At 62.4% G+C, this 23,551-nt stretch carries 24 protein-coding genes; 11 read left to right on the top strand and 13 right to left on the bottom strand.

Going from position 1 to position 23,551, the window contains the following annotated elements:
- Positions 1 to 78: 78 nt before the first annotated feature.
- Both NKJ78_RS08440 and NKJ78_RS08435 read right to left on the bottom strand, forming a co-directional pair.
- Positions 79 to 603 carry a carboxymuconolactone decarboxylase family protein gene (locus NKJ78_RS08440; RefSeq protein WP_352459593.1) on the bottom strand — a complete coding sequence of 175 codons (525 nt, stop codon included), beginning with the start codon at positions 601 to 603 and terminating at the stop codon, positions 79 to 81.
- A 44-nt stretch (positions 604 to 647) separates the two neighbouring features.
- Complete coding sequence (locus tag NKJ78_RS08435; protein ID WP_352459594.1) at positions 648 to 1,070, bottom strand: OsmC family protein; 423 nt, start codon at positions 1,068 to 1,070, stop codon at positions 648 to 650.
- Positions 1,071 to 1,270: 200 nt separating this feature from the next.
- Between NKJ78_RS08435 and NKJ78_RS08430 the strand changes: the two genes are divergently transcribed.
- The 7 genes from NKJ78_RS08430 (at position 1,271) to NKJ78_RS08400 (ending at position 6,955) form a co-directional block, all read left to right on the top strand.
- Entirely contained in the window at positions 1,271 to 2,002 is a 732-nt protein-coding gene (locus NKJ78_RS08430; protein WP_352459595.1) for a 3-keto-5-aminohexanoate cleavage protein, read from the top strand.
- A gap of 102 nt (positions 2,003 to 2,104) precedes the next feature.
- Positions 2,105 to 2,614 carry an Lrp/AsnC family transcriptional regulator gene (locus tag NKJ78_RS08425; RefSeq protein WP_023670324.1) on the top strand — a complete coding sequence of 170 codons (510 nt, stop codon included), beginning with the start codon at positions 2,105 to 2,107 and terminating at the stop codon, positions 2,612 to 2,614.
- Entirely contained in the window at positions 2,611 to 3,774 is a 1,164-nt protein-coding gene (locus tag NKJ78_RS08420; protein ID WP_023733917.1) for a saccharopine dehydrogenase family protein, read from the top strand. The genes NKJ78_RS08425 and NKJ78_RS08420 overlap by 4 nt, the downstream gene beginning before the upstream one ends.
- 108 nt (positions 3,775 to 3,882) lie before the next feature.
- Positions 3,883 to 4,671, top strand: a complete 789-nt coding sequence (locus NKJ78_RS08415; RefSeq protein ID WP_023684789.1) for an ABC transporter substrate-binding protein — start codon at positions 3,883 to 3,885, stop codon at positions 4,669 to 4,671.
- Positions 4,672 to 4,807: 136 nt separating this feature from the next.
- On the top strand, positions 4,808 to 5,485 hold the full coding sequence (locus tag NKJ78_RS08410; RefSeq protein WP_023695534.1) for an amino acid ABC transporter permease: 678 nt from the start codon (positions 4,808 to 4,810) through the stop codon (positions 5,483 to 5,485).
- Positions 5,482 to 6,156, top strand: a complete 675-nt coding sequence (locus tag NKJ78_RS08405) for an amino acid ABC transporter permease (RefSeq protein ID WP_023684787.1) — start codon at positions 5,482 to 5,484, stop codon at positions 6,154 to 6,156. Before NKJ78_RS08410 ends, NKJ78_RS08405 begins: the two co-directional genes overlap by 4 nt.
- A gap of 70 nt (positions 6,157 to 6,226) precedes the next feature.
- Positions 6,227 to 6,955: an amino acid ABC transporter ATP-binding protein gene (locus tag NKJ78_RS08400; protein WP_023670319.1), complete on the top strand. Its 729-nt coding sequence runs from the start codon at positions 6,227 to 6,229 to the stop codon at positions 6,953 to 6,955.
- Between the two features lie 208 nt (positions 6,956 to 7,163).
- Here the strand turns inward: NKJ78_RS08400 and NKJ78_RS08395 are convergent, their stop codons facing one another.
- The 9 genes from NKJ78_RS08395 to NKJ78_RS08355 all read right to left on the bottom strand — a co-directional run bounded on the left by NKJ78_RS08395 (position 7,164) and on the right by NKJ78_RS08355 (position 17,605).
- Positions 7,164 to 8,231: a cyclic nucleotide-gated potassium channel gene (locus NKJ78_RS08395; protein WP_023684786.1), complete on the bottom strand. Its 1,068-nt coding sequence runs from the start codon at positions 8,229 to 8,231 to the stop codon at positions 7,164 to 7,166.
- Positions 8,232 to 8,375: 144 nt separating this feature from the next.
- The gene (locus tag NKJ78_RS08390; RefSeq protein WP_352459597.1) at positions 8,376 to 9,446 is read right to left on the bottom strand and encodes an adenylate/guanylate cyclase domain-containing protein; all 1,071 of its coding nucleotides are present in this window, start codon (positions 9,444 to 9,446) and stop codon (positions 8,376 to 8,378) included.
- A gap of 3 nt (positions 9,447 to 9,449) precedes the next feature.
- Positions 9,450 to 9,944, bottom strand: coding sequence for a Rab family GTPase (locus tag NKJ78_RS08385; protein ID WP_023670316.1), 495 nt, complete (start codon positions 9,942 to 9,944; stop codon positions 9,450 to 9,452).
- A gap of 11 nt (positions 9,945 to 9,955) precedes the next feature.
- Entirely contained in the window at positions 9,956 to 12,634 is a 2,679-nt protein-coding gene (locus NKJ78_RS08380) for an OmpA family protein (RefSeq protein ID WP_352562415.1), read from the bottom strand.
- A 7-nt stretch (positions 12,635 to 12,641) separates the two neighbouring features.
- Positions 12,642 to 13,307, bottom strand: a complete 666-nt coding sequence (locus NKJ78_RS08375; protein ID WP_023670314.1) for a hypothetical protein — start codon at positions 13,305 to 13,307, stop codon at positions 12,642 to 12,644.
- 196 nt (positions 13,308 to 13,503) lie between these two features.
- A complete protein-coding gene (locus tag NKJ78_RS08370; protein WP_023670313.1) occupies positions 13,504 to 13,905 on the bottom strand; it encodes a GFA family protein in 402 nt (133 codons plus the stop codon).
- A 20-nt stretch (positions 13,906 to 13,925) separates the two neighbouring features.
- Positions 13,926 to 14,984 (bottom strand): Gfo/Idh/MocA family protein, encoded by a 1,059-nt coding sequence (locus tag NKJ78_RS08365; RefSeq protein ID WP_023670312.1) that lies wholly within the window; start codon positions 14,982 to 14,984, stop codon positions 13,926 to 13,928.
- A 103-nt stretch (positions 14,985 to 15,087) separates the two neighbouring features.
- Complete coding sequence (locus tag NKJ78_RS08360) at positions 15,088 to 15,873, bottom strand: ThuA domain-containing protein (RefSeq protein ID WP_023701869.1); 786 nt, start codon at positions 15,871 to 15,873, stop codon at positions 15,088 to 15,090.
- A gap of 217 nt (positions 15,874 to 16,090) precedes the next feature.
- Entirely contained in the window at positions 16,091 to 17,605 is a 1,515-nt protein-coding gene (locus NKJ78_RS08355) for a DUF2778 domain-containing protein (protein ID WP_352459600.1), read from the bottom strand.
- Between the two features lie 530 nt (positions 17,606 to 18,135).
- Between NKJ78_RS08355 and NKJ78_RS08350 the strand changes: the two genes are divergently transcribed.
- The 3 genes from NKJ78_RS08350 to NKJ78_RS08340 all read left to right on the top strand — a co-directional run bounded on the left by NKJ78_RS08350 (position 18,136) and on the right by NKJ78_RS08340 (position 19,853).
- A complete protein-coding gene (locus tag NKJ78_RS08350; RefSeq protein ID WP_352562414.1) occupies positions 18,136 to 18,687 on the top strand; it encodes a cytochrome c in 552 nt (183 codons plus the stop codon).
- A gap of 128 nt (positions 18,688 to 18,815) precedes the next feature.
- Positions 18,816 to 19,238 (top strand): hypothetical protein, encoded by a 423-nt coding sequence (locus tag NKJ78_RS08345; RefSeq protein WP_023684778.1) that lies wholly within the window; start codon positions 18,816 to 18,818, stop codon positions 19,236 to 19,238.
- Positions 19,239 to 19,475: 237 nt separating this feature from the next.
- Positions 19,476 to 19,853: a hypothetical protein gene (locus tag NKJ78_RS08340; RefSeq protein WP_352459601.1), complete on the top strand. Its 378-nt coding sequence runs from the start codon at positions 19,476 to 19,478 to the stop codon at positions 19,851 to 19,853.
- 107 nt (positions 19,854 to 19,960) lie between these two features.
- On the opposite strand, the gene NKJ78_RS08335 is transcribed toward NKJ78_RS08340, so the two are convergent.
- Together NKJ78_RS08335 and NKJ78_RS08330 are read right to left on the bottom strand one after the other, a co-directional pair.
- The gene (locus NKJ78_RS08335; RefSeq protein ID WP_023693913.1) at positions 19,961 to 20,893 is read right to left on the bottom strand and encodes a dimethylarginine dimethylaminohydrolase family protein; all 933 of its coding nucleotides are present in this window, start codon (positions 20,891 to 20,893) and stop codon (positions 19,961 to 19,963) included.
- 19 nt (positions 20,894 to 20,912) lie between these two features.
- On the bottom strand, positions 20,913 to 22,514 hold the full coding sequence (locus NKJ78_RS08330) for a zinc-binding metallopeptidase family protein (protein ID WP_352459602.1): 1,602 nt from the start codon (positions 22,512 to 22,514) through the stop codon (positions 20,913 to 20,915).
- 83 nt (positions 22,515 to 22,597) lie between these two features.
- On the opposite strand from NKJ78_RS08330, the gene NKJ78_RS08325 reads away from it, so the two are divergent.
- Positions 22,598 to 23,494 (top strand): LysR substrate-binding domain-containing protein, encoded by an 897-nt coding sequence (locus NKJ78_RS08325; protein ID WP_023684774.1) that lies wholly within the window; start codon positions 22,598 to 22,600, stop codon positions 23,492 to 23,494.
- Positions 23,495 to 23,551: the final 57 nt, after the last annotated feature.

The following is a 23,551-nucleotide window of genomic DNA, read 5'->3' as shown; positions in this document are numbered from 1 at the left end:
GGCGTGAACCACCCGATTCCTGCGGAGGTGAAGCGCGATCTTCCCCTTTGCCCCCTGTGGGAGAAGGGAAAACGCGCTTCACCGCTTGCGATACACCTCCAGCTCCGGGTCGAGATCAACGCGCACCGCATTCGTGAACAAGCAGGTCGCCACCATGATGCCGGCGAAGGCGACGAGGTTGACCAGCAGTGTGTCGTCGTAGCGAGCCTTGAGTGCCGCCCAGACATCGTCGGGAACGGCGTTGGTATCGGCAGCGACTGCCTTGCCGAATTCGATCAGCAAAGCTTCTTCAGCGCTGGGCTCGATCGCCTCGGGATCAAGACCGCTGTCGATCAGCGCGCGGCGGAAGAAGGTGAGCGGAATCTCGGCGCGGCATCTCTCGGAGAGCGCCAGCGACAACAGCCAGATGGCGCGGTCGTCGAGCGTGGGCTTCAAGAGATCGCGCAGGGTGAACCATTCGGCATAGATGCGGTGGGCTGCCGGTGAATGCAGCAGGATGCGCTTCATGTTGGTCATGCGCCCGCGCAGGCCAAGTTCCCTGTCGTGCTCGGCGCGGATGTCTTGCGATGCCGAGGCGTAGTCGATCGGCGGGATCATGGCCATGGGACGGTCCTTGGTTGGTGGTAGCGAGGCATTCTGCGACACCCTCACCCAAGCGTCGTATGCAATTGCGGCGCGGCGCGCAGCGTGTTGGACACCGTGCAGATCGCTTCGGCGTCCTCGACGATCCGCTGCTTGGTCGCAGCGTCGAGATCGCCTGAGATGTCGAGCCTGATGTTGAGCCTTTCGACGCGCGACGGTTCGTCCTTCGCCTTCTCGCCGCTGACCTCGGCGCGTACTTCGCCAAGCTCGGCGGCGACGCCGAGGCGTGAGGCGGCGATGCGCGCGCTCAGCACCATGCAGGAGGCGAGCGAGGCGTAGAGCAGGTCGAGCGGATTGAAGCCCGGCGCGCTCACGCCGGTGACGACATCGACCGCGCCGCCGGTCGGCGTCGTGACAGCCGGCAAGCCGCCTGGCTGCAGCGTCGCCGTCGCGCCGGTGACGCGGGTTCTGACCTTCAACTCAGCCATCGCAAATCCTTCTGGCCGGCAGTCCGGCAAAGGGGTAAGGATCGCCCGTGGCGTGTCCTGTCCCGCTATATGGTATGTCCTGGGCCGATGCCGCAAGCTCCGCAGAAGCGGCACCCTGTCAGCAGTCTTCACCGCGCCCGTTTCCTCTCCACCCTGCTCTTTGCTAGGCTCGCGCGATCCGCAACAGGAGCGCGAGAGCCATGATCGTCCAGGCCTGCATCAATGGCGCGCGCGCCGCCGATTTTCACCCCACCCTGCCGCTCGACCCCGATACCATGGCGCGCGACGGGGCGGCTTCGATTGCCGTGGGCGCAGCTGAGCTGCATGTCCATGCCCGCGGCGCGGACCGCCGCGAGAGCCTTGCGCCGGAAGCGATGGACCCGACGATCGCAGCGCTGCGCCGCCCCTGCCCCGGCACGCTGATCGGCGTCTCCACCGGCGCCTGGATCGAGAATGACGATACAAGCACGCTGGTCGCCATCGCCGGCTGGCGCGAATTGCCGGACTATGCCTCGGTCAATCTCAGCGAGGCGGCGGCTCCGATCCTCATGGAGAGCCTGCGCCAGCGCGGCATCGGCATCGAGGCGGGTCTGGCGTCGGTCGCCGACGCCGAGCGGCTGGTCGGCCTCGACCATGGCGGGCGCGTGCTGCGCGTGCTGATCGAGATTTCCGAGCAGACGCTAGACGAGGCTTTTGCGGTCGCCGGCGGCATCGAACAGGTCCTGGAGCGCGCCGGCATTCGCCGTGCCATCCTGCTGCATGGCGAGAACGCGACGGTGTGGCCGTTCGTGCGCCGTGCGGCGGATCGCAACTGGTCGACGCGCGTCGGGCTGGAGGATGGGAAGCATCTGCCGGATGGCACGGTTGCGGCCGGCAATGCCGCGCTGACTGCGGCAGCGGTGGCGATCTTCCAGTCCATTCGATCAGCGTAGCAACAAACTCACCTCTTGCTGTTATTATAAAAATCTCGTAGGCTATTTTCATATCAGGAAGAAATTCCACCACATTTTTCTCCTTTATGAAAGCCTTGCCTTTTGCGTGAGCATCTCGATCAAACCGATCGACGGCTGGTAAAGCTGTTGTCGCAGGATGCCCAGCCCGGCATCAACCGGCTCGCCGAGACGATGGCGATCTCGGTGCCGACGGTGCGCTCAAGGTTGCGCAATCTGCTCGACCGCAACCTCTTGAAGATCGTCGGGCTGCTCAATCTGACCGAACGCCCCGAGTTGATCTCGGCCATTGTCGGCATCAACGCTCAGGGACGTGGCCGCGCCCGGGAACTGGCGCAGCGCATTGCCGAACTGCCTTTCGTCAACTCGGCCTCGGTGGTTACCGGGCGCTTCGACATCATCGTCGACGTGACCGTCGCCGGCGATGTCGCCGACCTCTACCGCATCACCAGCGAGCTGATTCCGGGCGCCGGCATTCCCGGGGAAGTCGTGCGCAGCGAAACCTTCGTCGTCATGGCTTCATGCAACAAATGGGTCAGCCTTCCCGAAGGCTGCTGGTCGGAAGAAACACCGTCACGCAAGGAGCCGGCATGAGAATAGCTGTTCTCGGCGGCCTCGGCCTGCAGGGACGGGCGGCCATCGCCGATCTCGTCGCCAGCGCCGGCGTCGAGGAAGTCGTCTGCGTCGATACGTCGGCCGACGGCCCTGCCCGGCTTGCCGGGCTGACCGACCTTTCCCGCGTGCGTTTCGTCATGCCCGAGGGCGCGATCGGTCCGGCGCTTGCCACCGTGCTGGCGGATGTCGACGCCGCCATCGATCTGTTGCCGCAGCCATTGATGCGCGAGGCGGTGCAGGCCGCGATCGCAACGCGCACGCCGCTGGTCACTACCAATTACGGCAAGGCGATTGCCGATCTGGCGCCGGAGGCTGAACAGGCCGGCGTTTCGATCATGACCGAATGTGGGCTCGATCCCGGCATCGACCTCGTGCTCTATGCGCGCGCCGCAAAGCAGTTCTCTACGATCTCCTCGATCGATTCCTATTGCGGCGGCATCCCCGAACCGAAGGCGATGGCGAAGCCGCTTTGCTACAAGGTAAGCTGGAATTTCGACATGGTTCTGGTCAGCCAGAACCGCGACAGCGTGATGATCGAGCATGGCAAGCGCGTCGAAGTGCCGGCCGGCCGACAGCACGACAATGCCTTCATCCACGAGATCGAGGTCGCGGGCCTCGGCCGGCTGGAAGCTTTCCCCAATGGCGACGCTCTGCACTATGTCGAGATGCTGGCAGCCGCCAAGGGATTGCAACGCTCGGGCCGCTATACGCTGCGCTGGCCGGGATGGTCGGCGTTCTGGGCGCCGCTGAAGGAACTCGGCTTCCTCTCCGAAGACAAGGTGCCCGGCACCGGCGCCAGCCCACGCGAATTTCTCGGCCGTCTGCTCGGCCCGCAACTGCAATATGGCGCCGACGAGAAGGACCTTTGCGTGATGCGCAATGTCTTTTCCGGTCTCGAAGGCGGCCGCGCCAAAACGGTGACGTCGGACCTGATCATCGAACGCGACCTGGCATCAGGCCTGTTCGGCATGAGCCTTGGCGTCGGCTATCCCGCCAGCATCGTGGCGCAGATGCTGGCGCGGCGCGAGATCGCCACACCAGGGCTTTTGAACCCGCTGCTGCATGTGCCGGACGGGCCGTTCTTCGACGAGCTGGCCAGGCGTGGCATCAAGGTTGCCGAGACGGTGGCCTGGGACTGAGGATTTTCGAACGGTGGCTGCCGCCGGCAAACGGTGCCGCCGCTCAAAAAACACCCAAAAGGGTGGAATAACAAAGTGGAACAACAACGATAACAGGAGGAATGCCAAATGAAGATTGCCAAGCTTTTCATCGCCGGACTTGCGCTTGCGGGCCTGACCGCTGCTGCCAGTGCCGGAACGCTCGACGAGATCACCAAGCGCGGCGAACTGCGCGTCGCGGTACAAACGCAAGGACCTCCCTTCTCGCTGGTCGGCGCGGCCGGCGAGCGCACCGGCAGTTCGGTCGAACTCGCCGAACTGATGGCCAAGGAAATGGGCGTCAAGATCACCTTCCTCGACTATGATTGGGACGGGCTGATCCCGGCGCTGCTTTCGGGCAAGGCCGACCTGCTCGTCGCCGACATGACGCCGACGCTGGCGCGCGGCATGAAGGTCGCCTTCACCACACCTTACATGTATACGGGCAGCACCGTCTTCACCAAGGCCGACAGCAAGTTCAAGACAACCGAGGACTGCAAGGCCAAGGGCACCAAGATCGCCGTGCTGTTGGGCGCCACCGGCGAAAAGGAAGCCAAGAACGCCTTCCCGGATGCCGACATCAAGAGCTACAAGGGCGGCGGCCCGCTGCTGCTCGACGCGGTCAACAACGGCCAAGCCGATTGCGGCGTCAACGACGTCTCGGCGGTCAAGGGTCAGTCGACAGCCTATCCCGCCGGCACCTTCACCATCATGCCGGACCTGTTGTCGAAGGAGCCGCTTGCCTTCGCCACCCGCTACGACGAGCCGGACCTGTTGATCTGGATGAACCTGTTCCTCAACCAGGTCAGCATCGACGGCCGCCTGCAGAAGAACCTCGACTACTGGGTCAATTCCGACGCCTGGAAGAAGGATCACTAAGCAGAGGTAAGCAGGGAGTAGTGAGTAGTGAGTAGGAAGTAGTGAATGGTGAATGGTGAATGGCCATTCCGGACGCCCTTCACTGCTCACCACTCACTACTCACTACTGCCCATTCACCATTCACAATTCACCGCCATGCTCGAAAATTTCAGCTTCCGCACCATCGTCGAATATCTGCCGCTGTTCGGGCAGGGTCTGATCACGACCGTGTGGCTGTCGGCGCTGTCTTTTGCGGGCGCGCTGGCCGTCGGCATCGTGCTCGCCGCCATGAACCTGCAGCGCGGCCAGCTGTTTCGCGTGCTGGCCAAGGGCTATATCGATGCCGTGCGCGCCACGCCGTTGCTGGCGCAGCTCTACTTCCTCTATTTCGGCCTGCCGCGTCTCGGCTTCGTCCTGCCCGAGCTCGTCGTCGGCATAATCGCTTTGTCGCTGAACAGCGGCGCCTATGTCGCGGAAATCATCCGCGCCGGCATCCTGTCGATCCCGCGCGGCCAGGTCGAGGCCGGGGTTGCCTCGGGAATGACCTATGTCCAGCGCATGCGCCTGGTCATCCTGCCGCAAGCCTTCAAGGTGACGATCCCGCCGCTGCTCGGCCAGGCGATCGTGCTGGTCAAGGATTCCGCGCTTTTGTCGCTGATCTCGGTTTCCGAACTGACGCGCGCCGGCCAGTTGCTGGCGTCCGACCGCTTCATGCCGGCGGAAGGCTTTCTCACCATCGCCGCTTTCTATCTGCTGCTCTATTACTGCCTCAAAGGGCTGGCGGGGCTGTCCAGTCGGTGGCTCGGTCTGCAGCCGGCAAGGAGCAGCACATGATCTGGCAACAGCTGCAAAGCCTGGCCGGCAGCTACCCCCTCGCCTTGCGCGGCCTTGGCATGACCGTGATGCTGTCGGCGATCAGCCTGGTGCTGGGCACGCTGCTTGGCTTCGGCCTCGGCATATTGCGCACCGGCGGCAACCGGCTGATCTCGAGCGTGATCGGCGCCTGGGTCGACCTGATCCGCGGCACGCCGTTTCTGGTGCAGATCTTTCTGATCTTCTTCATCCTGCCGGAATTCGGCATCGAGCTCGATGCCTTCACGGCCGGCATCATCGCGCTCACCAACCTCGCCGCGTGCTTCATCTGCGAGATCGTCGCCGCCGGCATCCGCTCGGTGCCGACCGGCCAGGTTGAGGCAGCTCTGGCGTCTGGCCTGTCGCGCTGGCAACGCATGCGCCAGGTGGTGCTGCCGCAGGCGATGCGCATCGTGCTGCCGCCGCTGGTCGGGCAATATGTACTGTTGATCAAGGATTCCTCCGTCGTCTCGGCGATCGGGCTGACCGACCTCACCCGCGTCGGCTGGCTTGTGGTGCAGCGTGTGCCCAACGGCCTGCTGGTCTTCTTCCTGGTCGGCGTCGGCTATTTCGTCGTCTGCTATCCGCTGATCATGCTCGCCCGCCGGCTGGAGCGCCGCATGGGCGCGGCGCATGGCGAGGTGCAGCTGTGACATCGAACCCAAAGGGCTGACCGCCATGACCAATCCAAGCCCGACCAAGACAAACCTGACCAAAACGGGCATGATCGACTTTCGCGGCGTCAACAAATGGTTCGGCTCGCTCAATGTGCTGAAGGACATCACGCTCAGCGTCGAGCCGCGCGAAGTGGTCGTCGTCTGCGGCCCAAGTGGTTCGGGCAAGTCGACGCTGATCCGCTGCATCAACGGCCTGGAAGCGATCAAGGATGGCGACCTCGTCGTCGACGGCCAGCGCCTCGGCGACCCCGCCACCAACATGACGCAGCTGCGCACCGAGATCGGCTTCGTCTTCCAGTCGTTCAACCTCTACCCGCACAAGACGGCGCTGGAAAACGTCACGCTGGCGCCGATCCATGTGCGCAAGATCCCCCGCGCCGAGGCCGAGCAGGCCGGGCGCGACTTGCTGGCCAAGGTCGGCCTCGCCGACAAGGTCAACGCCTACCCGTCACAGCTGTCCGGCGGCCAGCAGCAGCGTGTGGCCATCGCGCGCTGCCTCGGCATGCGCCCCAAGATCATGCTGTTTGACGAACCGACCTCGGCGCTCGATCCCGAGATGATTTCCGAAGTGCTCGACGTCATGGTCGCGGTGGCCGAGGAAGGCATGACCATGATGGTGGTAACGCACGAAATGGGCTTTGCCCGCAAGGTGGCGCAGCGCGTGGTGTTCATGGACGCCGGCGCCATCGTCGAAAGCGGCACGCCGGAAGCGTTTTTCTCCGACCCGAAGACCGACCGCAGCCGGGCTTTTCTAAGCAAGATTCTAAGGCATTAGAGCTTAGCCAAAGCCGGTCGTCCGAAAGGCCGCGGGGCAGGAACTGTCGACGCACAGCGCCAAACAACGAGCCGCCGGTAGAGTGGATCGGCTACGTTTAGGTCTCCGGCTACGCCTCTGGGACCTTCCACGTGCCGTCCAGAACCTTCGCGCGTGGTCGATAGAGCCGTACCATCCAGTTCCAGCCGGGCCACCATCGGCTGTACGGTCAAGCCACCGGCGCCGCGCCGCGCCGCTCGAGCGCGGTCCTGCGGATGATTTCCGCGATTTCCGGGCTGCTGCTGCACAGCATCTGGAAATCCGCCGCGTGCAGCGACAGGAGTGAGACAGAAGTTGCGGCAGTGACGGTCGCCATACGCGGTTCGCCGCTGATCAGCGCCATCTCGCCGAAGAAGGCGCCAGGGCCAAGCTCCACCGGGTTCGGCGTCGCGACGCTGACGCGGCCCTCCACGACGAAGAACATCCGATCGCCGGTCTCGCCGCTGCGGCAGATCACGGCGCCCGCCGGCACCGTGCGGGGTCTTAACGCGCGCACGATCTCGACCAGCGTGGCCGGGCCAAGCTTCTGAAACAACGGAACGCCGGCAATCAATTGCCAATTGCGGACGAAATCCTCGCGACGGACTTCTTGATAAAAGCCGGAGGCAAGAATGCCGGCCCAGAGCCCGAAGATGCCGATGCCACACATCATGACAGCCCCGGCAAGAACGCGGCCGGCGAAGCTTTGCGGAATGTCGTCGCCATAGCCGGTAGTGGACAGCGTGACCACCGCCCACCACATTGTCTCGGGGATGCTGCCGAACTTTTCCGGTTGGACGTCGCGCTCGATGACATAGGCCGCAAGTGCGACACCGAACAGAACCAGGCCGAAGACCGTCGTGACGCCGACCAGGTTGCGCGCTTCGTTGGCCAGAACCCTGCCAAGCAGCGGGAAGAAGGTCGAGTCGCGCAGCGGCTTCAGCAGCCAGACAGCACAGTAGAGGCTCCGGTCGGGCGTGCCGTCGAGCAGAAATGCGGCGACTGGAACCAAAACCGCGAGCACATCGATCGCGATTGCCGGCGTCCTGTCCCTGAGGTCTCCCGCCCAGCGCTTGAGCAGGGTCTCGGCCATCTGCAGAAGATAGGCGGCCCAAATGACAGCGAGCACAGCAGCCAGAGCCAGTCTGCTTCGTCCGGACATGTTCGGCATCGTGAGCGCAGCCACCGCCAGAAGCCCAGGCGCAGCGAGCACCGCATTTAGCGGTGCGTAGATTCTCAGAAAAGGCAGTACCGACATTCTATCCCACCAGCGGCCACTGTGCTCCAGAATAGAGGCCTTCCGGGCAAGCGCAAAGGGTGCTTTGCGATCGCAAGATCAGGTCACGCCAATGGCTTTCGGGCGCCGCTATCGGCGCTCCACGGTCGCACCGCAGGCGACGGATCAGCTCGGGAGCCGCCACATTCGCACGCGACCCGCACCGCGCAATTCCGTTTCCTCGAGTGGGTCGCAAGCAAATTTCGGTCCAAGCAGTTGGTAAGTTGCATCGGAAATACGGATTTCATCGGGCTCCGCGGACGTTTGAATACGTGAGGCGAGATTAACGGTCTCACCCCACAGGTCATAGGCGAACCGCCTCTTGCCTATGACACCGGCGACGATCGGTCCTGAGTGAATTCCAATTCTCAGCCTTATCGGTTCTCCTGCGAAGCGTTCCCGCCTTACCGCCTTGCGCAGCTCAACTGCATAGCGCGCGAGGGCTTTTGCATGATCGGATCGCGCGGTGGGCAAGCCAGAGACCACCATCACACAATCGCCGATTGTCTTGATTTTTTCGCAGCCGTATCGTTCCGAGAGCCGGTCCGCCGCCCTGAAGAAGTAATTCAAGATAGCGAGCGTCGTCACGGCTCCGACGCTTCGCGCTCTTTCGGTAAAGCCGACGATGTCGGCAAAAAGCACACTCACCTCCGCGTGGTTGTCGGCAATTTTCTTTTGCGCTTTCAACCGCTCCGCGATGGATGCCGGAAGAATGTTGAGGAGCAGGGTTTCGGCGCGCTGGTATTCACGCGCCAATCCCTCCTGGCTCTTTCTCAGTGCCTCGTTCGTCGATTGCAATTTTTCGTTGAGTTGACGCTCCCTCTCTTGCAGGAGCGTCATTTCATAGGCCTTCTGTTGAAGCCGCTGCCTGTTGTCTCGTTCGGCAGTGGCGTCCAGAAAAAGCAGCCACACGCACGCATTGTCAGCAAAAAAATGAAGGTCGGCGACACGCCCGCCGGGCAGTTCGATCATGTCCATGCGAAACGGAAGCTCCGGGCAAGGCAGCAAACCTTCCATGAATTCAAGCTGCCCCGCAACAGGCTTGCCGATGCGAAGCGATGACAGCCCGTAATGTTCAACATTACCGCCCTTGGCAGCTATGCAAAGCTCAGCGTCGATTTTCAGATAAGCGACAGCGTGCCCGTCGAAGAAGAAATTGAAAAACCAATTTCTGACTTCTTTTGGCAATTCATGCATGGTCTATTTGGTGACCATCAAGGCAAGTTGACGAAAGGCGTCATCGACCTGCTCGCCCGAAAGCGCACTTGTTAGATAGATTTGCCATCCACGTTGCCTCAACTCGTTGATCTCACCATCCGATATCGCCCACCGATCGGCCAGATCGGACTTGTTGAACAGCAATACGAACGGCATGGCGCCGAATTCGGCCTCGACCCGTTCGCGCAGCGTGAGTGCCACGGCAAGAGTAGCAGCGCGGGTTCCATCGACGACTAGCACGAGCCCGGTTGCACCTCGAACATAGCTGACGCGGAATGAGCCGATATCGTCCTCGCCGGCCAAATCCCACAAAATCAGATCCACGGTTTTGTCCGGGAGCGCGACGCTTTTCTTGTCGATTTTCACTCCGACGGTGGTCAAGTAGGTTTCTGAGAAGATGCTCTGCACAAACCTGCGGACCAGACTCGTCTTTCCGACGGCGAAGCCGCCCAGCATGCAGATCTTTTTTTGCAACATGTTGGGCTCCGCTAGTCCAGGTTTACCGTAATCGAAACCCGGCGATTGGTGGAGCTACCGGTTAGACTGTTTTCAGGTACAGCCGGCTCAAAAGTGCCCGCGCCCCGAACCAGCAGCAGTTCGGGAGCAACGCCGCGCTTGTTGAGAAGCGCACGAACTGTCTCGGCGCGGGCGGCGCTGATCGACGCGTTGGCCGTCTCACGGCCCGTGGTGTCCGAATGCCCGGTCAACATGAACCGCGCCGTTACGCCGGAATTGCGGGCACTCTGGGCGAATTCCTTTATTTGATCCGCCAACCTGTCGAGAACCGGCGTCTGCTCCGGTCCCGGCACAACCTTGCCGGAAGAGAAGAAAATATCGGTCGTCTGGATCGCCTGCCTCAAATGATTAAGTTCTGCGAGGTTCAGCTCACGCAGCTGCGAGACATCCAGAACCACTCCGTCCGCCGAAAGTTGTTCAGCGGCGGCCCGCGCGCGGTTGATCCAGCCGGCAGGAGCCTCACCCACGGCCACAATGCGACCCTGGATGATCGAGAGCTGAACGGTTTTCGGCGGGGACAGCGCCGCCGTCAGCCGCTTCACCACAAACTTCGGATCAAGGCTCTGATAGAATTGCCACTGTGCATGAACGCGGGCAGGATCAACGTCCGTTCCGGACAGCAGGGCTTGCGGGTCGGCGGCAAGCGGGTCTCTCAAGCCGGAAATATAGAAATGTCCGCCCCTCGCCGTTTGTTGGGCTACGATGATTCCCGGTTGGGCCTCAAGTCGCGACACATAATACTGCCAGTGCTCCGCCGCGCGTGCTTCGGGGCTCACGTCACGAACCTTGGAGATGTCGAATTCGGGTCCGCCTGCCGAAAGCTGCCGGGCCGCCGCGCGCGCGCGATCGATCCAGGTGTCGGGAGCCTCACCCTCGGCAACGATGCGATCATCGACGATCGAAAGTCGTACTGTTTCCGGCGGATACAGTGACGCCGTCAGCCGCTTCAGCACGAACTCCGGCTCAAGGCTCTGATAGAACTGCCACTGCGCATGAACCCGGGCGGGATCGACCTCTGTTCCCGACAACAGCGACTGCGGATCGGCGCCAAGCGGGTCTCGCAGGCCGGCAATATAGAATTGGCCGTCGCTTATCTTTTGGTCTGCAACGATGATGCCCGGCTGGGTCTCCAGTCGCGACACATAGGCGTGCCAGCGCTCCGCCTCGCGCACTTGGGGACTTACGTCACGAACCCCCGAGATATCGAAGACCGGCCCGCCTGCCGAAAGCTGCTGGGCCGCCGCGCGCGCCCGGCTGATCCAGGTGTCGGGAGCCTCACCCTCGGCGACGATGCGGCCATCGACAATCGAAAGTCGCACTGAATCCGGCGGAGCCAGCGACGCCGTCAGCCGCTTCAGCACGAACTCCGGCTCAAGGCTCTGATAAAATTGCCATTGCGAATGAACCCCGGCCGGATCGACTCCCGTGCCTGACAACAGCGACTGCGGGTCGACGGCAAGCGGGTCCCTCAGGCCGGCAATATAGAACTGGCCATCGCGTACCTGCTGTTCGGCAACGATGATGCCCGGCTGGGCCTCCACTCGCGACACGTAAGCCTGCCAGCGCGACACGTAAGCCTGCCAGCGCTGCGCTGATTGCCAGGAAAGAAGGTACCAACCGCCTGCCAGACTCAAAAGCAGCAGGGCAACGGCCGCCACCAGCCACGGAAATCCGTCGTTTGATTCCTCCTGCTTCAGCTCGACGCAGGTCTGCAACTGCGCCTCTACGCTGGCCAGCTGCGAACCGTCGCCGTCAAACTGCTCTAAGGCCTGTGAGCTTTCCTCATGGATGCGAAGCAACACATCGCGAACGACTTCATGCAATTCCTCCGGCGGATTTCCCCGGATCACCGAAACCAGGGTCGCAAACGGTCCAACTTCCGACCAGAGACGAAGCTCGCCGAAACGGATTGTGTCCAGGCCGCTCTGCTCTTTCTCGTTAAATGAGTCTTTTACAAAATCCTGAATCGCACTGAGCATCGAAGAAATGAGCTGAGGATCTTCGCTCGTTGCATTGTCGGCCGTTACATGCGTTATCAAAAGGCCGGAATTCCGATGAATGAGAAACGCATGTTCCACACGGTAGACAAGGGAATGCTTCAGAACAACTGCCGAGAAGCTTGCCCCTGTTCTCCAGGCTTCAAGTCTCCACTTGAGCCCGTGCCAGGTGAATATGTGCCTTAGAGTTTCATTCAGCGACTGAAAGGTCTGGTCGATCTTTTCGCCGATCGACTTGCGAATTGCCGGCAGAAACACCGGGTACAATATGTCCGTCAGCGTGCGCGGGCTCTTCTGGATCGACCGTTGCACAGCCCGTTCGACAGCTGGCGCAAGCGCCTCGCCGAGTTGCGCGTAAGGCGCTCGTCCGGCAGCACTGGGAAGAACGTCGCCCACGGCCGCCGCAAGCTGCTCGGGTTCGTCGAGCAGATGCGTGACGCGTGAAAGCTCGGAGATTTCGCGGCTGACCAGCAACTGCCGCAGCGTTTCCATGCGCGGATCGGCGGTTGGAACCGCCTCGAACTGCGCACGGTAGTCCGGATCAACGTTCCGGGCAATTTCGATCAAAAGACGAGCCAGAGCCTCGCGATCAATCTCTGTATCGTTCGAGGCTGTTCTTTGCGGAAGGTTGAATGGGTCGACGGTGGACGTCAAGGTCCCATCAACTCACTTTCCAGCTACGGTCCGAGTTGCTCTTGCTCCCGACGGGATCCTGATTGAGACACTTTGCAACCTCGACAAACAGGCCAGCCAAAAGATTTCGGTCGGTCTTGACGTTGCTGAGGTCGGCAAACATCTTCTCGATCAGCATCTGAACGCCTTCATTCTTCTGCTTGATTTCCTCACGCAGCAAATGATCGTTTCGATTTATCCGGTCCGAAACGTCGCGCTCGAGCGCGCTTAACTGATCCGACAACGTGCGCACCTGCTTTTCAAGAGCCTGGTTTTGCTCGCGAAGATTCCGGTCGATCTCCTTGTCGGCATCGGCTCGTGAATCTTTTTCGCTCCGCAATTGCCCTGCAAGCGAATCGATCTGCTTCTTTGCATTCGACTCGTACATTTCGAGATTGCGCTTGGCCTCGGATTCAACATCCTTGAAGCGCTGCAACACCCGTTCTTCAAGCTTGGAAAAGCGGCGGTCATAGTCCTGCATCTGGTTGCCGAACAGCAGGTCACGGATCTTGTCGACACCGACGGCGTCGCCGGCGGTTCCGTTTTCGCGGGCCTGAACTCCCATGAAGTTCAGCCCGTTTCCTTCTGTGTTACCTATCAGATTTACGTCCGCCTTCTTTTCTGAAGAAGCGGAATTCGAAGATTCCTTAGCCATCCATATACCCCCATTGAACACATGCCGTCAGGTAAGCATGTCAGCAATCGGGCCGCAAGCCGGATTCGTCTTGACTTATGCCTATTCATGGGGCAGCCGAGCGCGATGGCTAACGGCCCGGCAATGGCAATCAGGGGCGATGCCCTCTTGAAGGCGCGGAGCGTGCGGACGGTTCCGGGTATCCAAAAAGCGGCCTTCAGTCGAACGTCGCCAGCGGCTCGGCATTGATCTCGACCCACTCACAGCGCCGGCTTTCGTGGTAAAAAGACTGAAATGGCGGCGGGAACGACGGGTCGGCGAAGGCGCCGACGGGAATGGCGATCACACCGGGCTGCGTGTCGATGCGATAGTGGACGGCGGCGCCGCACTCCGGGCAGAAATTGTAGATGACGCGGCCGCCCTCGTCGCCGGTGCGCGTGAACTGCTTCGCCCGTCCCTCGATCGATACATCAGCTTGCGCAAACCGGACATTGTAGCTGAAGGCGCTGCCGGTGCGGCGCTTGCAGTCGAGGCAATGACAGACCGAGATGCGCACCGGCTCGCCCGAACAGACGGCTGAAAGCTGGCCGCAGAGACATTGCGCGCGGCGCGTGACCATTGTTTCTTCCTCCCTTCACATCACTGCGTATCGGCGCTGGCCCTCAGTTCCGTCCGCTTCTGTTCCGAAACCATGGCCAGATCCAGCACCTTCTGCAGTTCGGCGGCATGGTGGAATGAAGGCTCGGCCTGCACGCCGCTGCGAACCGCATCGACGAAGCGCTGGTAATTGGTCGGCACCGTGCCGGCGTCGAGCACCTGCCATTTGGCGTTCTCGATATCCTCGCCGACACACGCCTTCAGTTCCGAACCCTCGAGATTGTGCACGACTTCGATGCCGCCCTTGTCGCCATAGATGCGCAGGCGCAATTCGTTGATGTGGCCGGTCGCCCAGCGGCTGGCGTGAACGACGCCAAAGGCGCCGTTGGAGAAATCCAGCGTCATGGCGAAGCTGTCATTGGCGTCGAGGTCGTATTCGCCGATGCGGTTGCCTGGCGCCTTGTCGAAGGTGCGCAGCCGGCAAAACACGTGGTCGACGTCGAGTGCGGCGCCATAGCTGGCGAAATCGAGGATGTGGATGCCGACATCGCCGAGCACGCCGTTGGAGCCGTGGTCGCGCGACAGCCGCCACAGCCATTTCGGGTCGGTGCGCCAGTCGCCCCAGAATTTCGAGACCAGCCAGCTCTGCAGATAGGAGGACTCGACGTGGCGGACGGTGCCGATCTCGCCGACCAGCACCATCTGCCGCGCCTTCTGCAAGGCAGCGACATTGCGATAGGTGAGATTGACCATGTTGACGATGCCGGCCGCCTCAGCCGCTTTGGCCATCTCGCTTGCCTTGCCGAAGTCTTCGGCCAGCGGCTTTTCGCACAGCACCGGCTTGCCGGCCGCGATCAACGCCATGGTGGTCGGGTGGTGAATGCGGTCCGGCGTGACGTTGGCGACCGCATCGAACTCGCCCCACGCCAGCGCGTCTTCCAGCGATGTGAATCGCTTCGGTATCTTGAACCCGTCGGCGAATTCGCCCACGCGCTTTTCATCGACGTCGACAGCACCGACGATCTCGACGCCGTCGATGCCGCCGAAACGGCGGGCATGCTCCTGCGCCATCCAGCCGGTACCCAGTATCAAAAGCCGCATTCTCTGCACTCCGAGCGAATTGGTTCGATTCAATCATATGGCGCAGATACGGTCTAGGAAACCCATGCGGAAAACCGCTACGCCTTTTTTCCTGGATTTTGCTTTAGCGGAAGCCGGCCTCGCCCGAAGCGTGCAGCTTGCCGCCGCGCTCGACGATCGGCTCCAGCGCCTTCTCGACCGGCACGTTCGGCGCCTCAAGGATCGCCGACTTGGTGCCCTGCGGATTGTGCGCCCACTTCACCGCATTGCGCAGCACCTTGTGCACATTGGCGTCGTGATAGGTCGGATAGGTCTCGTGGCCCGGGCGGAAGTAGAAGACATTGCCGGCGCCGCGGCGATAGGTCAGCCCAGAACGGAACACCTCGCCGCCCTGGAACCAGGAGATGAAGACGGTCTCCAGAGGTTCGGGCACGGCGAACTGCTCGCCATACATTTCTTCATTCTCGAGCTCGAAATATTCGCCGACGCCCTCGGCGATCGGATGGCTGGGACTGGTCACCCAAAGCCGCTCGCGCTCGCCCGCCTCGCGCCATTTCAGCGTGCAGGGCGTGCCCATCAGCCGCTTGAAGATTTTCGAGAAATGGCCGGAATGGAGAACGATCAGCCCCATCCCCTCCCAAACGCGGCGGGCGACGCGCTCGACGATCTCGTCGGCCACCGCGCCATGATCCTTGTGGCCCCACCAGACCAGCACGTCGGTCTCGGCCAGACGGTCGGCCGGCAGGCCGTGCTCCGGCTGCTCGAGCGTGGCGGTCGAGGCGGAGATCGCCTTGTCGGCATTCAGCGCCTTGGCGATGGTCGTGTGCATGCCCTCGGGATAGAGGGCTGCGACCACCTCATTGGTCCGCTCATGGATGTTCTCGCCCCAAACGACAGCGCGTATTGTCATGGATGTCCTCGTGGTGAAGCCGACCCGCAGGGGTCACTCATAGTCTGCCTGGGGGTGAAAAGGGAATAGGCAGTGGGGAATAGGCAATAGGGGCAGAAAAACAAATCAACAGGCGATGGACGCTCCTGGGCCCTACTGCCTACTGCCTACTGCCTACTGCCTACTGCCTACTGCCTACTGCCTACTGCCTACTGCCTACTGCCTACTGCCTACTGCCTTACGCTCCCCGGCCTTCCTGAGCGACCCGCGTCAGCGGCTTGGTCAGGCGCGGCACGACGACGAGGCGCTTGATCTTGCCCTTCTTGTAGGCGGCAAGGAAGCGGGCGTAGTCCTTGAAGACGACGCAGCCATTGGATTCCGCACGGCCGCCGCGCAGCATGTAGGTGTGGGCGAGCAGGCCGTCGCGGCCGTATTTATTGCCGCCGCTGACGGGAGTGAGACGGAGCGCCTCGACGCCATGGAAGCGGGATTCGCGCAGTCGCAGATCATAGGTGTTGGGCGGCGTCGGGCCGACATTCTTCTTGTGCACGAAGCGCGGCTGGTCGACCATCGAACCCAGCCCCGAATGGGCCTCCAGCCGCGAGCCGTCCGGCATATAGACGGTCTTGGCCGAGATATCGTACACGGCGACGCCGCCGCCCATTCCGGGCGTGGCGAACAGATCCTTGAAGGCGCGACCGACACCGCCCGCCGGGACGTCCGGCTTGGCATAGGCCAGCATCTCGCCGGCCTGTGTCTTCGACCGTTTGCCAGGCTTGATCCGGCTTGATTGGATGCTCTGGCTGTCTGGCACGCCAGGCAGTGCGGCGACCTCCGAAGTACTGCGTGGCGAGCGCGGCGACGAATTGCCCGGCGACTGGGGTGCGGGGCTCTCGGGCGTCCTGTCGGTCTGTGGCTTGGCTGCCCTGGGCTTGCTGGCTTGCCGAGCCTCGGCAGGCTGAGCGGTTTCGGCGCGTGGACGCCAACCGGGCAACGCAATGTTGTCGGGCAGATCGTCCTGCGGCGGCAGCGAAGCGACCTGAACCTCGGCCTGCTCAGGATCCTGCCCTCCGGCGATTGCTTCAACGGCCGGCGGCGGGGCCAGCATGTCAGCGTCTTCCGGCAAGCTGTTGGCCAGCGCCAGCGCCAGGCGCGATGAGCGTTCGATCTCAGCCACTTCCGGCCCAAAGCGTTCCGAGGCCGGGCCATGCTGATCGGGCAGCCGGACTTCGGCGAAACGGGCAGCGACCGGAAGGCTGGCAAGCATGAAGGGCGCATTCGAGGCCTTGGCGAAGGCGGCAGCCAGCTTTTGCGGCGACAGCCCTGCCTTGGCCACCACGCCGTCGAAGCGCATGCCGCGCGAAGTGGCGAGAGCGACGCTGGTGTTTGGCGCAATGTTTGAGGCGACAATGCTCGGGGCCACAGCATGCGCGGCCGGCTTCAGCCGCGCCATCTTGCCGTCATGCGCGAAGTTCGCGGCGCCATGCGCGCACCCGGCGTCGCATTGGCTGAGCAGCGAGGCCTGTGATTTTTGCGCCGAAAGCCGCGGCGCCCACGAATTGGCGAGGCTGCGGCGCGAATCGGCAAGTGCTGCGTTCGGCAGAAGCAGACTGTGCGGAAGGCTGTTGGAAGCGGCGGTGAGCGAGGTGCCGAGCGAATAGAGGCCGGCCATGGTTGCCACCGACCACAGCGCCAAGGCCGCGCCGACAACCGGCACCACCACCCAGCGCTGGCCGGATCTCTTCGAAGTCAAACCCCGCTCAGGAGTATCGCCCCGGTCTTTCAAACGCAAAAACGCCATACAACCACTCTCAATCGGCATGCAGGCTTGCGACCCTCGCATCCGTGACATCCACAGTTCGCTGGTGCCCCCTGCACCTTTCGCGTCTGTTGCCGATTGAATCAAAAGATGGACAAAGTTGGTTAACCAATCCCTCCATCAGCCACCGATTATGCGGCGCCTGATACGAAAAAAAGAGCACTCCATGGTCTGCGCCACGGTAGAATGCTCTCCCTCACCCCCGCCTTGCTGCCCGTTTTTGCGATCCAAGTCAAGGAAACGCTGCGTCAGCTTGCTGCAAGCCTGTGCTGATTGCCCGCTGATCGGCCTTCTCAATCAGTTGACCTTCCGGTGGCTGGAAGGTCTATCTGCTCAGAGACGGGGACCTCCGGCGACGGAAATTTACCGATGAGAACCGGCATCACGACCGAAGAATCCGACTGCAGGTCGAACCCCTGCTGCGGCTGGCTGAGCACGGATGGATGGGGCAAGGACATGGCGCCGTGAGATGGACTGTGAAAGCGGCGCTGCTGTGGCTGGTCTGTGCCCTTACGATGGGCGCCTCCGTCGGCAGCGGACCGATCGTCGCGCCCCGCCAGGCGTCGATGAAGGAGATGGCGGCGGCTGCGAAAACCATTGCCGGCATGTTCGACCGCAGGCAAGCCTATGACGCGGCAGCCTTCAAGGCGGCAGCGGACACGCTGCGCGCGCGCACCGGCCCTGCCCTGATTGCCGAATTTCCGAGCGGCTCGCTTGGACCGCCTTCGCAGGCCAGGCTGGAGATCGATCAGTCACGGGCGGAATTCGAGGCCCTGGCAAATCATATCGGAACGCTGGCCGACGCTCTGGCCGCCAAGGCCGAAAGCGCGCCGGCCGTCATCACCGATGACATGCGCATGGGCACCGGCCTGGCGATGGGCGGCGGCAGCCTGCTCGGCAAGCGCTCGATTCCAGAGGAAGCCGATCCGACCAAACTGCCGGCGGAGCATATCCTGCATCTCATCCTGCAGGATTGCTCGACCTGTCATTCGAAATTCCGGCAAAAGGTACAGTGAAGCGACATTATCCGGCGGAGCATTTCTTGCTGGCCTGCGCCACAGCCACTTTGCATACAAGTAAATTCGTTTGTGCTAATATATCGCGGTCGTGCATATCCATGCATGACGAGCATCGGGAGGATGCAATGAAAACCATGAATCGCAGGTCTGCAATTGCCCTCGGTCTGACGACCGCCGCGGTAGCGCCTTTGTTCACCTTGGCGGCATCGGCAAAAATCAAGAAATACGGCCCGAAAGAGGGCAAGGAGATTGCGCCCGGTGTCAGGGTGGTGGAGGTCGGCACCGGCAATGCTGACATTCCCGCCTACAAGAGCATCGCAATTATCGACGTTGTGTTTCAGCCCGGAGCACATGCTCCTCAAACCGTGATGGACAACGACATGGTGTGCACCATTACCTCAGGTGCATTCACGATCAAGAAAGCGGACAAGGAATTCAAGCTCAAGACGGGTGATATGTACACCTGCTCCAAGGGCAAGACCGATGAAGCGACGAATACAAGCAAGGAGGTCGGCGTGCATCGCATCGCCGTATTGATACCCGCATAGCAGATGGAGTTCCGGCCGGACCACGCCGTCGCGAGTCCGGCCGGCCAGACGAGGCGATCTCGTTCCGTCGTCAGCGCGGCCATCTCACGCCAGCCACTCCCTGATCGCCGAGCGGGCGGGAACGGCGCGCATGTGGTCTTCGCGCTATGGCTTTGTTTGGGCATGATCTTTTGGGAAAGCTGGCTTGGTTTTCAAATCATCGGCTAGGTCGAATGGCTGATCAACCAGCGCATCCACGTGGCCAATACGGAGATCGAAAACCGCGGGAGTTTTGCCGGCCACCAGGCGGTGTTCGAGGCGATCGAGCGCCACGACCCGGAAGCGGCCGGCAGGCGATGCGCGCGCATCTGGAAAACGCCCGGCGCAAGTTCAATTCAGGGTCGGGAAGACTGGGCTAGCCAGTTGACGCGGCGGCGCTCTGGCGCAAAGCAAAAAGCCCGCCGTTCAAAGCCGGCGGGCTCCCTTCAATCATACAGCGCGATCCGCTCGCCGGTAACCAGGACGACCGAATTTCGGCCTTCAGCGGCTGGTTGCGCTCAGGGGGCGGGCTTCGACGGGTTTGAAGCGACCAGCGATCCGAGTTTGCCGGCTTTGGCCAGACTCGGCTTTTCGTAAATTTTCTTCACAGAATCCCTCCTCTAATGGCATCAATTTCCTCTGCCAGGCCTGTTTTGTCAAATCTGACAGCAGTCCGTCACAGGTCCCGGCGGCAATTCGTGCCCTTACGCCGGCTCGCGCTTGAGCGCCTGCGCCATGCAGTGAATGCCGCCGCCGGTCTTGGAAATCTCACTCATGTCGACGGCAGCAACCTCGAAGCCGCGTGCCTTGAGCTGGCCGATCAGCGACTGGCTCGACGTCGGCGCGATGACCCTGTCCTTGCCCAGCGACATGAAGTTGCAGCCGAGCGCCATCGTGTCCTGGAAGGGCACGTCGATGATCTCGTGGCCCTTGCCCTTCAGCCAGTCGACAATGCCGGGCTCGGTGCAGGCGAGGCACACCGCGGTGAGCTTTTCAGCGATCGGCACCACCATCAGATCGATATGGACATAGTATTCGTCGATGAAGGCGAGGCGCGTTTCCCAGCCTTCCTTTTCGAACCAGTCCTGCACCTGCCGGGCGCCCTCTTCCTGCGTGCGGGCGCCGCCGCAGCCGATCAGCACCACGCCCTCCTCGATGACGTTGAAGTCGCCGCCTTCGAAGGTGCCAGCCGTGACCATGTCGTAGATGGGGATGCCGAGCTTTTCATAGGTGCGGATGGCGGCATAGTTCTCGCCGCGCCGCCACCAATTGGCCATGGCGGTGATGAAGGCGCCGTAGGGCGTCATGACGCTGGAGTCTCTGGAATAGACCTGCATCGGCAGTTCCGGCGTCGGCTCGTGCCAGTGGATGTTGACGCCGAAATGCTCGTAGGCGGCGACGAGGTCCTTGTGCTGCGCCTGCGCGATCTGGACGTTGCAGGGCGCTTCGCGCAAATGCTTGCGCGACAGCGAGCTGGTCGAGAGGTGGCGCAGGAAGTTTGGCGAGCCGAGCAACACGTCTGTCAGCACGTCGGTCTCGTTGGCAAAGCCCCATGACGTCAGCGGCTTGGTGCCGCCGGCGGGATTGCGGCGCTGCAGCGAGAACGGTTCGGCGACGATGCGGTCATGGACGGTCATAAGGTTCTCCTCGATTTGACTATGCAGCTTGATTGGATTGGCTGCTCGGAATCCACCAATCGCGTCCGCGCGCGGTGGTGACATATTCCGGCCAGCGGAAATTGATCGGCGGGTCATAGTCGCAAAGCGGCGCGATCCAGTTCGAGCCGCCGACGCCGCCGCCAGTGCGGGTGACGAATTCGTCCATGGCCGCATCGCGCGCGGACTTGTCCTCGAGCAGGCGGAGGGCTGCAAGCGCAACCGTCTTGGCGGCGCAAATGACCATCGGGTCGATGGTGGCCGAGATACCGCCCAGCGCGTTCATCGCCCAGGATGGATAGGCATGGCCATTCGCCGAGCGCAGCGCCGGGCGGGCGACATAGAAGCGTGCGGTCGGCGTGTGCCACGACATGTCGGTGTAGTCGTCGGAGGTCGAGTTGATCTGCGACGGAGGCAAATCGCGGCGCAGGATTGCCTCAGCCTCTTGCGGCGCAACCAGCCGCTCCATCTCGTCGATGAAAGGGTTGTCGGTCGCGGTGCCGCCGGCATTGACCTGGACCTCGCGACCGATCGCTTTCGCCGCCTCGTCCCAGTTCGGAGCGCCAACGGTGGACAGCGCCTCATAGGCAATCCCTGCCATGGCGTGATTGGCGAGGCCCGGCCGCGACTTCGACACCCAATGGCGCTCATGGCGACAACCGCTGATCGCCGCGGCCGCGGCCGCATTACGGTCGAGCACCGCGGTGACCTGCTCTGCCATGGCAATGGTCGGCACGCGGATCATGTACTGGATCTCGGCCAGCCCCGCCGGCAGATTGTCGGCGGTCGCCTGCCCGGCGGTGAGGATCGCCTCGCTGATCGACCAGCCGCCCTGGTGGGGTAGCATGGAATCGCGCAGCGCCTTGGAGGCCATGTACATCGTCATCAGCGCGTCATTGGCGCCGGGCGCCCGCACCGCCGAATGCGCCTGCGGGATCGGCGCGCCATCGCTTGCGCGAACCCATTTTTCGGGTTCGTCGCAGACAAAACGGTAGATCATGGCATAGGCGGCGCCGCAATGCGTGTCCCAGCGCGCCGTGTTGCAGAGCGGCAGCATATAGAAGGGGTGGAAGGAGATCATACCGGCAAGGCCGTCATAGTAGCCCTTGGCCGCATGGATCGGCTTCGAGCCCCTGACCTTCTCGGCCGGCTCGCCGGTGAAGCGCAGCGTCCCCTCGATGCCGTGGCGTTGCATTGCCGCCTTGGCGGCGAGAAGTCCGCCGAGGCCGGCAATGCCGAGCCCGGAATGCGGATCGGTGTGGCCGCCGGCCTCGACGCCAAGGCCCGGCCGCGATCGCTTCACCGTTGCCGCGTCCTGGCAGTTGCCGGGCACGGCGTCGTATTCGCCGTACATGCCGATGGTCGGCCCCGGGCCATTCGTCCAGTGGGCACAAAAGGCGGTCGGCATGCCGGCCGACCCTTCCTCGACCGAAAAGCCCTCATGCTTCAGCCGCGCCACATACCAGGCCGCCGACTGGTATTCGCGCCAGGCGGTTTCCCCGAAATCGAAAATGGCGCGCGTCCACGCCGACAGCGACGGTTGGATGCCATCGAGACAGGCAAGCGCGGTGGCTTGCGCCGAGGTCGTCACCGGTTTCTCCATGCGCCCCAAGAAAGCAGTGAAGCGGCATTGCAAAAAGTGATATGTTTTTCCGGTTCATGCAAATTCGGTTCACCTGAGGCCTCTTGCGAATACCTTCCACACAGGCGTTGCGCGCCCTCGACAGTTTTGCCCGTCACGGCAGTGTCTGGCGCGCAGCCGATGAACTGCATTTGACCCGCAGCGCCGTCAGCCATCAGTTGCGGCTGCTCGAACGCGACCTCGGCTTCGACCTGCTGGAGCGCATCGGCAAGGGCGTGGCGCTGACACCGCGCGGCCAGCGCTATGCCGCCGATGTGAGAAAGGCGCTGACGGTGCTCGGCGATGCGGTGACGCGCCAGGCCGGCACGGGCGTCGGCGGCTCGTTCGCCGTTTCCTGCACGCCGGGCTTCGCCTCTCTGTTTTTATGCACGCATATCGGCGAGTTCCGGCAAATGTATCCGGACGTGGCGCTGTCGATCCTGACGCCGCGGCGGCTGGACGATGTCAGCAATCCGGACGCCGATGCCTTCATTGCCTTTGGCGTCGGCAACTGGCCGAACCGCTCGGTGGAGTTGCTGTGCGAAATCTCGTTCACGCCACTTTGCAGCCCGACACTGCTCAACAAGGTCGGCGGCTTTTCAAAACCGGCCGACGTGCTGCGCGCCAATCTCCTGCATCTCGGCGACACCGAGGACTGGGCGCGCTGGCTGGCGCTGTCCAAGGTGGAAAACCCCGACACCGAAGGCGGCATCTTCTTCTCGGACATGAACCTCGTTTTTTCCGCGGCGATCGCCGGCCAGGGCATCGCCATGGGCGACGAGCTGACCAGCCGCCGGGCGCTGAGCGAAGGCCGTCTGGTGCGCCCCTTCGACATCGCGATCCCCTCGCCGCGCTCGTATTTCCTGGTGTCGGAACATGCCAAGGCCAGCCACCCGGTGCTGGAAGCATTCAATGGGTGGTTGAGGTCGAAGCTGTCGGAGAACCGGATCAGCCCGTACTAGCCTCCCATCCGTGAATCAAATTTGCCGATCTGGCGAAAACTATTCGGTTGCGGTGAG

Origin of the sequence: Mesorhizobium sp. M0037 (assembly GCF_040323635.1) — a bacterium.
Lineage (GTDB): Bacteria > Pseudomonadota > Alphaproteobacteria > Rhizobiales > Rhizobiaceae > Mesorhizobium.
This window is presented reverse-complemented; position numbering and strand designations above follow the sequence as displayed.